The sequence below is a fragment of the Oleiphilus sp. HI0080 genome (assembly GCF_001635135.1).
Genome location: NZ_LWFU01000541.1, coordinates 1 through 10,802 on the forward strand (window position 1 = coordinate 1; position 10,802 = coordinate 10,802).

The window sequence follows — 10,802 nt, forward strand, 5'->3', positions numbered from 1 at the left end:
ACATTTTATTGTGTTTCAGTTGTACGGGCGCAACGTCCGTCCGCATGGAAAAGAGTGGCAGTCGGTAATGAGCGAGGTGCTACGACAGAAACCTGAAGTGACTCATCAATATGATACGAAGCCGGCTCGGCGCTTGAAACGCTATGAATATGGTTGTGCCTGCCGTGGACGAGTACACGAGCTTACATCAATACGACACAAGAAAGTGATCAATCAGCAAGCAAGGTATTTATGCCGTCATTGTCACAGCCCAATTGCGGCTAGAGCGGAAGCGCCCACCAAACAAATACAAAAAAACCGCTGAAGATCAGCGGTTTTTTCTGAGTATACGGCGCTTACTTTTCCAAATACTGGAGCTTGTCTGGAACTCCATCCCATTCTTTCGCGTCTGGGAGAGGATCTTTCTGCTCAGTGATGTTTGGCCAGGTTTGGCAAAGATCAGCATTGAGCTCTATATATTGAACTTGATCTGCAGGTAGCTCGTCTTCTGAGAAAATGGCGTTGGCAGGACATTCTGGCTCACACAACGCGCAGTCTATGCACTCATCTGGATCGATAACCAAAAAGTTCGGCCCCTCATAAAAACAGTCTACAGGGCATACTTCAACACAGTCGGTGTACTTGCACTTAACACAGTTATCGGTCACTACAAAAGTCATGGGCGTATCTAACCTTGATTATTAAAAACGTTGCGCGAACTAAAATTATTGTGGCTTCTCGCGAAGCTTTGCAATTCTAGCGATGCACTTATGTTGGTTCAAGAGCATTCCGTTATTTCATTATAACGCTTTGCTGTTTTAATTAAGTTTTGTTTTTAGCTCATAGAGCAAATTTAGTGCATCCCTGGGGGACAAAGCGTCTATATCGATCGATTTTAGCTGCTGCTCTATGGGGCTGGGCGCGGTTGCAAACATATCCGCCTGAAGGAATTCGTCATCACTGTTGGCAAGAGCTGGTTGTCCACTTTTCTGTGCACATGCAACGTTTTTTGCCTGAGCAGAGGTGGAATCTTGCCCGTAATCTTTGTGTGAACCAAGCTCTAATTGCAGCAGCTTTTGCTTCGCGTGATCAACTACCACCTGCGGTACGCCGGCTAATTGTGCGACTTGTAGTCCGTAGCTCTTGCTAGCGGAGCCATCGAGAACGTTATGGAGGAAGATAATTCGGTCATCGTGTTCGGTTGCCTTTAGATGGACGTTCACAACATTGCCTAATTGCTCGCCCAATTCTGTCATCTCAAAGTAATGCGTCGCAAACAGAGTAAAAGCATTTACGTTGTTTGCAAGGTGCTGGGCAGACGACCAAGCAAGGGATAAGCCATCAAATGTACTGGTACCTCGCCCAACTTCATCCATTAGCACTAAGCTATTTTGTGTTGCGTTGTTTAGTATGTTGGCGGTTTCCGTCATCTCAACCATAAAGGTTGAACGCCCGCCCGCTGTATCGTCTGCACTGCCCATACGCGTAAATATTTGATCGATAGGGCCGATTGTTGCGCCGTCAGCTGGCACAAAACAGCCGCAATATGCCAGTAAAGCGATAATTGCCGTTTGGCGCATGTATGTGGATTTACCGCCCATATTGGGACCAGTAATGACCAGCATCTCGCGTTGCCGATCCATGTAAACGTCATTAGGAACAAAAGGCTCGTCAATCAAGCGCTCAACAACAGGGTGTCGACCTGCATCAATTTTAACCAGCTTTTCGTCAACCAGTGTCGGCTGAACATAATTGAGGTTGGATGCACGTTCTGCGAAATTCGCCAAAACATCAATTTCTGCAAGTCCGCTTGCGCATTCCTGTAATGGGTGGAGTGCCTCGTTTAGCTCTTCGATTAAGGTCTCGTAGAGCGCCTTTTCCCGGCTCAAGGCACGACTTTTAGAGCTCAGCGCTTTGTCTTCAAATTCTTTTAGCTCTGGCGTGATGAATCGCTCTGCGTTTTTAAGCGTTTGCCGGCGAACGTAATGTACCGGTGCTTGATCGCTCTGCGCTTTGCTAATTTCAATAAAGTAACCGTGAACGCGGTTGTAACCTACTTTGAGAGTGCTAACTCCCGTTTCTTCCCGCTCTCGAGTCTCGAGATCTACAAGAAACTGACCTGCGTTCTCACTTATGTCGCGCAGCTCATCAAGCTCGGGATCGTATCCAGGCTTAATGACGCCACCATCCCGAACAACGACCGGCGGGTTATCAACTACAGCAGCTTCAAGTTTTTCCGCTAGAGTGGGGTGTTCCGAAATTCGGGCCTTCAGCTGAGATATAAGCTCTGACGTCAGTGGCTTGAGTGCGAGTTGAAGTGCTGGCAAGATCGCCAACGTATCTCTTAGCCGAGTAAGGTCTCTTGGTCTCGCAGAGCGAAGAGCGACGCGGGCTAATATTCGTTCGATATCACTTACGTGTTTTAATTGCTCGCAAACGACATCGAACTGGTAGTCACTCAGGAGTTCCGCAACGCTGCTATGGCGTAACTCTGCTACCTTTTTTAAACGCGTCGGTTGATTTAGCCAACGGCGCAACAGGCGACTTCCCATTGCTGTGTGACAATGATCAAGCACCCAGCTAAGGGTATTGGTAGAATCGCCTTGCGTTGTTGAATCAATCTCAAGATTCTTTCTACTTGCTGCATCAATGAGTATGCTGTCTGACAGGGACTCTTTGCTCATTGAAGAGATGTGCGATAACTCGTCGTGTTGGGTATCTTTAACGTATTGGAGGAGTGCGCCAGCTGCGCCAATGGCGACGCTAAAATCATCGCAACCAAAACCACCAAGGTCTTTTGTTTTAAAGTGCTTTGAAAGTAGACGCTCACAAGAGTCTAACTCGAAGTGCCAAGGACCCTGTCGGCGTAAAGAAGTTTTAAGGCCGAGTGAATCTTCATAAGGGAAATCGTCGCTCACCAGCAGCTCGGCAGGCTTAAGGCGATGCACTTCAGCGATCAAGTTGCTTAAACCTGATACCTCAGTTAAATGGAATCGGCCAGATGAAAGCTCAAGCCATGCTATACCGAATACATTGTCTTTGTGAGTAATCGCCCCAAGCAAGTTCTCCGATCGCTCATCCAAAAATGCTTCGTCAGTCAGTGTGCCAGGCGTAACAACGCGAACCACTTTTCGCTCTACGGGGCCTTTACTGGTCGCTGGATCGCCAATCTGCTCAGCTACTGCGATCGATATGCCGCATTTTACAAGCTTCGCGATATAACCTTCCGCCGCATGATGGGGTACGCCGGCCATTGGAATTGGCTCGCCGCCGGACTTGCCGCGCGCTGTCAGCGTGATGTCGAGCAAATGAGACGCGGTTTTAGCATCGTCATAAAACAGCTCATAAAAATCCCCCATGCGATAAAACACAATTTCATTGGGGTGCTGCTCTTTAATCTGAAAGTACTGCACCATCATAGGGGTGTGCTGTTGTTTACTCGGCTTGGATGACGGCTTTGCTAGAGTATCGTTAGGGTTATTTGCTGCGGAATCTGTCATGTGCGTTATTTGGATCGTGGTTATGCAAGTTGTGAGTGTTGATATTGATCGTGCTGCTTGATCTGTCTTAGCTTGGCTTAAGATTTTTTCTTGGGAATGTCGCCATCATTGCAAATACAAAAAGGGCGTTTTTTTACCGAGGTTGATAATACAGAATTGGTGCTCAAAAGTATCGCTGAATAAAAGGGGCGAAAAGAACTTGTGCCTCTCGTTCGATTATCGGTATTGGATGTGTCGGTAGATAAGAGCTGCTGTGGTGCTTTAGCCCTAATTGGCAGGCTTGCGCAAACATGCGTATTGAGTAGGGCGCTTTCTGGCTATTTTGTTTGATATCAAATCAAAAAAAGCCTCGCTAGGGATTAAGCTAGCGAGGCCGGTAAAGGCCCCGACGAAAGACTAGGGCGTTTACTATGCGGTCTCACGGAATAGACGCATAGTATAAAACTGGTCGAATTAGACTACTGATCTTCGACCCGCTGATGCCTGAAGAAAACGCCACCGTCACCAAATGAAGAGCTGTTAAATTCTGATGTCGATTTTATGGTCCCCACTTTTACAGCGCTACTTCTTCGATCCCTTGCGTACTTGTTATGAAAGTACGGAAATATAGAGGTTCTAATGTTTTTGGAGGTAGCATAAACGTCGTAAATGGGGGTGCCCACCGGCAGCAACTCAAGATCGTCTCGGAAATCATGCGATGCGCTCTCGAAAAGCCCCTTAACCTCAGCTCTAGGTACGAAGTAGATTTGAGTTGGTGATACAACGGAAGCCTCTTCGCTACCATCTGCTTTAACCTTCGCCATCTTTCCTACAGAAAGCGTGGTTGGTTTTGTTGAAACTAAAGAGAAAAGGGCGGTAGTTCCCAATGTTTCGTTTATTTCTTTATCAACGTAATTGGATAACTCGTTCAAGAAGAAATCATGATTATCGTCTTGGCCTGAAAGAGTGAAAAGGGCGGATACGTTACGCGAATTTTTACCGTCAACGAATACCTTCCACGCTAAGCCCGGTGCGAAGCCTCTGTCATTCGGATCGCCCGTTACTGAGAGTCGCAATAATCCACATTCGGCGCCCTTGAATACGCCAGTGTATGGGTGGTTGTCGGTCGCTTCGAATGCAACCGTCGCCATTGAACCATAAGCATGAATTGGCTTTTCATACCCAAGGGGAGCAACATCGTCTTTACGATTTACCTTTTCCCATAGTACCGAGTCAATAAGGCCTCCAATGTCTACGGGCTCCAAATCAGGACGTTCGCCTGGTTCGTACTCTGTTCGTTGCGCACCATTGGTCCAAAGAAGTGATTCCTTATCGCAGGCAGCCCACTGTTTGTAGTCTTCCGGGATTTTTAGATCCCATGGTTTGAATGCATTTTCAACGCCGGTGAGGCTAAAATCTAGCGTCGGGAAGTGACGGCGAATAACATCAATCATTGTGTTGCTTTCAACCCAGTCGATTCCGTCCTGCGTATATACTTCCGGCGTATAGCTTTCTGTAAAAAAACGGTCCGTCATGAGACGACGAGATGCATTGAGGATGAAGACTTGGAAAGCTGTCTCACCAAAAGCAAAGCCATCTGGACGAATAGTTTCTGCAAGCTGACCAACGAGTGCGTCTATCTGCTCAATATCGTTGTTATATATGCGTTTCAACTCGGCAAGGGTCGTAGGCTCAGTAGTTAGATCCTCAAACTTGGTAATTGGATTAAGCCCAATTTGACGACGAAACTCGTTGTAACGTGGTATTCCGCGTTCACGGTCTCGTATTATGTCGATCGTTGCCAAATCAATATCGCCAATTAGCGGCATAGAAAGATTACGCAAAAACTCTGGGTAATTATTGAGTGTCAGCGAACCAGGGTTGGTGATACCGAACGAGTACCATAGTCGATCGCCTCCTTCTGTGACGAGAATGTCTTCTGCATCACCGTCACGAGTGTTTTCTAGAGGAATGCTGTTGGCAACAATATTTGAGCCAATATCATAGACATCGACTGCATCCCTGAGTAGCGGGTGCATTCGATAGACCGCGACAAATTCTTCGGTGAGGGAATACGGAACCCCATAGTTGTTTGGTTTTGCCTGACCAACTAAACCACCTAGGATATGGTCGATAGATCCGGGTGTAGCAATTTTCTCTGCTTTTTCAGGGTCGAAAAGTGCGATTGTGTTGACGATCCAGGAGCTAGGCCCCTTCAGGTCATCAGAGATGTTCTGAATAGTGTCGCGTGTTTCTGGATCGCGTGTGATGCCCCACCAGTTGGATTCCATCGATAGCTCAAGTGCAGGGTTTTGGAGTAATGCAGGGGTCCATTCTACGGTATGAATTTTTGCCATGAGCGCCGAATTGACGAGGCGGGCACGATCGTACAGCCACTGATCTGACGCTTCGGGGTTCGTTTGTTTCAAGCGTTCGGCAATAGCATTGTGCTCTAGTGTAAAGAGTTGGTGCATCATGCTTAATCCGAGCCACCAGTTATCGTTGAACCCGGTAATTGGTACACCGCTCCAAAACTCGTTCGGTAGGGTGCCGTCGCTCTCTACGATTAACTTACCATCGTCAAAAGAACGAATGCTGTCACTGGTTGCCTTATCGCTGCCATATAACTGTGAACCATCCCACCAGTGGGTATTGACGTTTCGATAGGTTGGTGGAAGATCTGCATCACTTTCAGACCGGTCTAAATCAGGAGTCGTCCTTTCTATCTCGAGAACACCATTCCCGAGAGGATCGCCATCAGGCAGCTGTACCAGAATAGGATCATTGCTTGTATTTGCGCCGTGGCTTACCCAGTCATGAACCATGAACTGTATCCACGCTGCAGCGATAAAATTGATGCTCGTTGCGGGCTTAAACTCCTCGCGCGCCATCAGGCTGTTACTAATCTCTCTAGGGTTGGGCGTTAGTAGCGTATTCGCCTCGGTTTCTCCCTGTGCCGCCTCAAGTTGTACGTTGCGGCCAAAGCGTCGGTAAACCGAACCTTCTGCTGGGTTTTCTAAGATGTTACAGGTTCCATCCTCGGTTCTTGCTGTTTTGGACCGGTCATCACATACAATCGTGCTATTGATTTGCTCAAGATCCTCGGTAGGGATCATGTTGTTCTCTAAAAGTTCGGTACGCTCCAAACCGATTGAAAGTGCCGCAGCGGCTACTCCCAAAGTTCCGAGCTTGGCGAGTGCTGGCCAAGTTACCCATACTGAATTAAACATTTAGTGCCTCCGATATTTTTGTTTTAGTTCGTTTGCTAGGTCTTAAATCTTTAAAGAGAGATACATATGTTTCCTCTTACAACTAAGTTCCAGAGCTGGCGTTCGGAGCGGTAATATCTTATGAGCTTGTTCGATATGCACCTATCCGAAAGAGGGGGGGGTGAAGAATTTTCCGAGAACTGAGGTTATAAAAAGTACATTTAATACAATGTGTTAGGGTGCTTATGCTCTTGCTGCGTAGGCTGGAAGGAGATGGCCGAAGTATGCTCTTGTTCACATTTGAATAAATAACTTCCAATTAGGGATGTAGATCTATTGTTGCAAAAATAATACTGAGTCAATGTATATAGCAATAACGACTGTATGCTGAAAATAATAAAATAATAATTATGACAAACTATATTCTTCGACAAGACCTCTTAGCACTTTTAAAGAAAGGGCGCGAGCACCCTTTAACACTCACTGTCGCGCCAGCCGGATCCGGCAAAACGACGCTTCTTGAACAATATAGGGCACATTTAGCTCAGTATGAGCCAAACACTAAAGTCTGTTTTTTAAACGTGTCGGATCGACATAATGACAACAATGGGCATAACTTATTTGTCGAGATGTTTGAAGCGGTCAAAAACATCATGCCTCTTTGGGATGAGCAGTTTTTCAGTCTCTACAAGGATGATCGAGAAACAGATCCAAGCTTATTTACCCAGACGTTTCGCCAAGCGCTCAATCAATTTGAGTGCCCTTTACTAATAGTGCTCGATGATTTTCATGAGATCAAATCGACACAGGTTCATCATATTATTAGTAAGCTGATCGATAGTCTGCCAGATCACGTGAATCTTATTATTTCCTGCCGCGATTACCCCGAACTACCGATCACTAGAATGAAAATTAATGACCGAATTTTTGTTTTAGATAGTCACGATTTTAAACTTAATAAAGGCGATTTAGAGCGCTTGAACTGCGCAATTGGAGCTCCCCAATTGGATGCTGGCCAAGTTGTTAAACTCTTAGATAAAACCGATGGGTGGTTTGTAGGCGCAAAAATGGCGCTTCTTGCTTTTGACAAAGCCAATGAGGGTTCAATCGATTCGTTTGATGGCACACAGCTGGAGTTGCTCGATTACTTTGGGCAGGAGGTCGTTCATCGCCTAACTCGTGAACAGAAAGATTTTGTTCTCGCAACTTCGGTTTGTAATGCATTCAATCGCGATATTTGCGAGAACGCTTTGATGGTTAATTCAGCAAATGCCGGATTAGAAGAGGTGAGAATGCAGGACCTCTTCCTAAGGCCTGATCCTCAACGCCCAGGTTGGTATCGGTATCATCCACTGTTGAGGGATGTTTTGTTGAGTATGTTGGAGCGTCAGAAGGGCCGCAGTTATATCGCAAAATTACACCTCTCCGCATCTCGTTATTTTATTAGAATCGGAGAATTAACCGAAGCCGTCTATCATGCAAAGCTGACCGCTGACCGGGACTATCACCTTATGTTGCTTGGCGAGGCTTGCAGTAAGTGGGTAAAAAAAGGCGATCTAGAGCCTGTAGTACAAGAGCTGAACGACTTGTCAGATGATGATTTTACTGCAAACAGCCAGCTTCTGATCTACCAATTGTATGCTCTGATTTTCTCGCGACGGTTTAATCAGGCGTCTTATTATTTAGATGTTTTAATAGGTATTTCATCATTGCAGCATGAGCGACATCTAGCTGCATATTGTGTTTTCTTTCAACGTATTCTTTCTGTATTTCAAAATGACTCCGAAGTTGAAAAGTATTCTCCTCTAAGATCCGATGGGGCGACCCAGACTCCGGTGGAGGTGAGAGCTTTTGATAAGGTTCTTGATGCGTATTTTCTGATGTGCCATGGCCAATTAAACAAAGCATTTAGAATGGCTAGCGAAGTTCAATCAGACCTAAAGCATATGTCTCATGATCTGTTCGATAGCTTTGCTACGCCGATCATCATTCTTTGCGATCGTTACCTTGGTCGAGGAATAGAAGCGGTTCAGCATATGTCTAAAGTCTTTAATCCCATTCGGCATGGAAATAAAACGCCTCGCTGGGTCAATTTGGCGACCGGAATGATGGTGGTTGAATACGAACAAAACCAGCTCAAAGCGTCAAAGTCTTTGGGGGCGGAACTCGTACCATTGGTAAATCATGCATGCGCTACCGAAGCTGTCGTAATGGTGTATCTGTATAGCTCACGAATAATGCACATCGAAGGTGATAGTCCTAGGGCAGCAAGATTGCTTGAGCAGTTAGAGCGGATATTATCGTTAGGCGATAATCTGAGATTTAGTAGCCAAGTCGTACAAGAAAAAATGCGCCAGGCATTTACCATGCAGGATAAAGCGGAATGTCACTTTATATACGAGCGGTATTCTCTGTCTGAACATCTAGAGAAGGGCGCGCTAGGCGCATCAAAATATTATGAAGAGTGGCGTGAACGACTCTCATTAGCTGCCGTTTACTGGTTGATTTCAAAGAACCGGCTGAAGCAGGCAACAGAATTATTAATTGAGCTGGCTGATGCTCTAGATCTCCAAGGAGTGAAACTAAGAGCTTTGGTTGCTAGGAGTAACCTCACCACGCTGCTTTTTCTGCAAGGGAACGCAGATTCCGCAGTAAACGCTTTAATTCGCCTAATAGACCGATATGGCTTAGTGTGTTTCTCACGTAGCGTATTCGACGAAGCGCCAGGAGTAGTCGATGTATTTAACGCTGGAATTGCCCAAGGAAAGCTAAAATTACCCCCGCTTTTTTATGAGACATTTGGCGAATTATTACAGGCCAATGGTTTGGAAAAGCATGACATAAAAATTAAGCGGATACTGACGGATAAGGAACTTGGAATTTTCGAGCTATTACTCTCTGGGGCAACGAATGAGGCGATTAGCGAAGAGTCTGGAATTGCGGTCTCGACAACCAAATGGCACTTGAAAAATATCTATAACAAGCTCGGTGTAAAAAATCGCACCGAAGCCGTCAGTATCGGCCTCACGCACTCTTAATACTATTTTTGCCCTGGGCTAAGGGAACAACAATCCTAAGTAAGTAATTGGGTGCTTCGACGCTTTTTCGACGCGCAAGGATAATTGGTTAGCAATTTATTGAACTAACTAGATCTTTTGGGTCAAAGACTTGCGTCTATCGACACGCTATGGCAACTTTAAGACATGATCAGAACCAAATATTTAAGAACAATTGCATTGCTCATCTCGTGTGCACTCGCTCTAGGTGGAGTCGCTCCGGCGGTGGGTAAAGTATTGTTTGCTGGTTTTGATGATGCTGTAGATGGCCCGGTACCGGTCGCGGTTCAGCGGGAAATGGCGCATTGTGATCAGTCAGAGCAAAAAGTAGCGCCGCATTATTCTTTCTCGCATCATGAAAATGCCCTGTTGTCAGACAAAGTTAATGTAAACGATAGCCTCACGGTCGACTGTTGTGAAGAACAATGTTTATGTGGACAGGGTGGTTGTCATCAGTCACTAAATGTTTCTCTCTTGAATTCTTTGTTCACTCCAGACCTATCCGATCACTCGCATAGTTTGAGCATGTCATTTTATCAGCCTCCCTCATTTGAGCACTCCAACCCACCTCCAATTTCCTAAGTTAGCGCTATAAATCCGTCTGCCGCAGTTAGCTTTGATTTAAGGCTTAAAGCGTTCAGGTGAAATATTGATTAACTTTTGGAATGAACAATGTCTCGGAATAACTCGGTCAAATGCCGCCTTCATGGTTTGCTATATCTGACTTTTGCCTTTGGAGTGCTGTTACAGCCGTGGGCAACCGCACATGCGCAAGCGGCGAACAAATCAGCGCTAACCCTAGATGAAGTCTTAAATACCGCGAAACAGCACGATTTCAAGCTTCAACAATTTGAGCAGCAACAGCTTAGGTTTACAAAGCAAAGCGAGGGGGCTAATTACCTTCCTGACCCAGTTGTTTTCGCCGGGATGCAAAATCTTCCGGTTGATACATTTGCATTCGACCAAGAGCCGATGACAAATCTCCGTTTAGGCGTGCGCCAAATGTTCCCCAAGGGCGACAGTCTCGAGTTGAAAGAGGATAGCGCGAATCTACAATCGACTATCCAACAGTATGGCGC

General features: G+C 46.0%; 5 protein-coding genes and 2 pseudogenes. 4 read left to right on the forward strand and 3 right to left on the reverse strand.

All coding sequences use genetic code 11. The annotated features are described in order from the left end of the window. Positions 1-304 (forward strand): annotated as a pseudogene (locus tag A3751_RS23535) (hypothetical protein); the annotation flags it as partial. 31 nt (positions 305-335) lie between these two features. On the opposite strand, the gene fdxA reads toward A3751_RS23535, so the two are convergent. The 3 genes from fdxA to A3751_RS11760 all read right to left on the reverse strand — a co-directional run bounded on the left by fdxA (position 336) and on the right by A3751_RS11760 (position 6,688). Continuing rightward, on the reverse strand, positions 336-659 hold the full coding sequence (fdxA, locus tag A3751_RS11750) for a ferredoxin FdxA (RefSeq protein ID WP_068456148.1): 324 nt from the start codon (positions 657-659) through the stop codon (positions 336-338). 138 nt (positions 660-797) lie between these two features. Next, on the reverse strand, positions 798-3,479 hold the full coding sequence (gene mutS / locus A3751_RS11755) for a DNA mismatch repair protein MutS (RefSeq protein WP_197466297.1): 2,682 nt from the start codon (positions 3,477-3,479) through the stop codon (positions 798-800). Positions 3,480-3,937: 458 nt separating this feature from the next. Beyond that, positions 3,938-6,688 (reverse strand): peroxidase family protein, encoded by a 2,751-nt coding sequence (locus A3751_RS11760; protein WP_068456151.1) that lies wholly within the window; start codon positions 6,686-6,688, stop codon positions 3,938-3,940. 389 nt (positions 6,689-7,077) lie between these two features. On the opposite strand from A3751_RS11760, the gene A3751_RS11765 reads away from it, so the two are divergent. The 3 genes and pseudogenes from A3751_RS11765 to A3751_RS11775 all read left to right on the forward strand — a co-directional run. After that, positions 7,078-9,705, forward strand: coding sequence for a LuxR C-terminal-related transcriptional regulator (locus A3751_RS11765; protein ID WP_068456154.1), 2,628 nt, complete (start codon positions 7,078-7,080; stop codon positions 9,703-9,705). A 165-nt stretch (positions 9,706-9,870) separates the two neighbouring features. Further along, the gene (locus A3751_RS11770; protein ID WP_068456157.1) at positions 9,871-10,305 is read left to right on the forward strand and encodes a hypothetical protein; all 435 of its coding nucleotides are present in this window, start codon (positions 9,871-9,873) and stop codon (positions 10,303-10,305) included. Positions 10,306-10,395: 90 nt separating this feature from the next. Further along, a pseudogene (locus A3751_RS11775) lies at positions 10,396-10,802 on the forward strand (hypothetical protein); the annotation flags it as partial.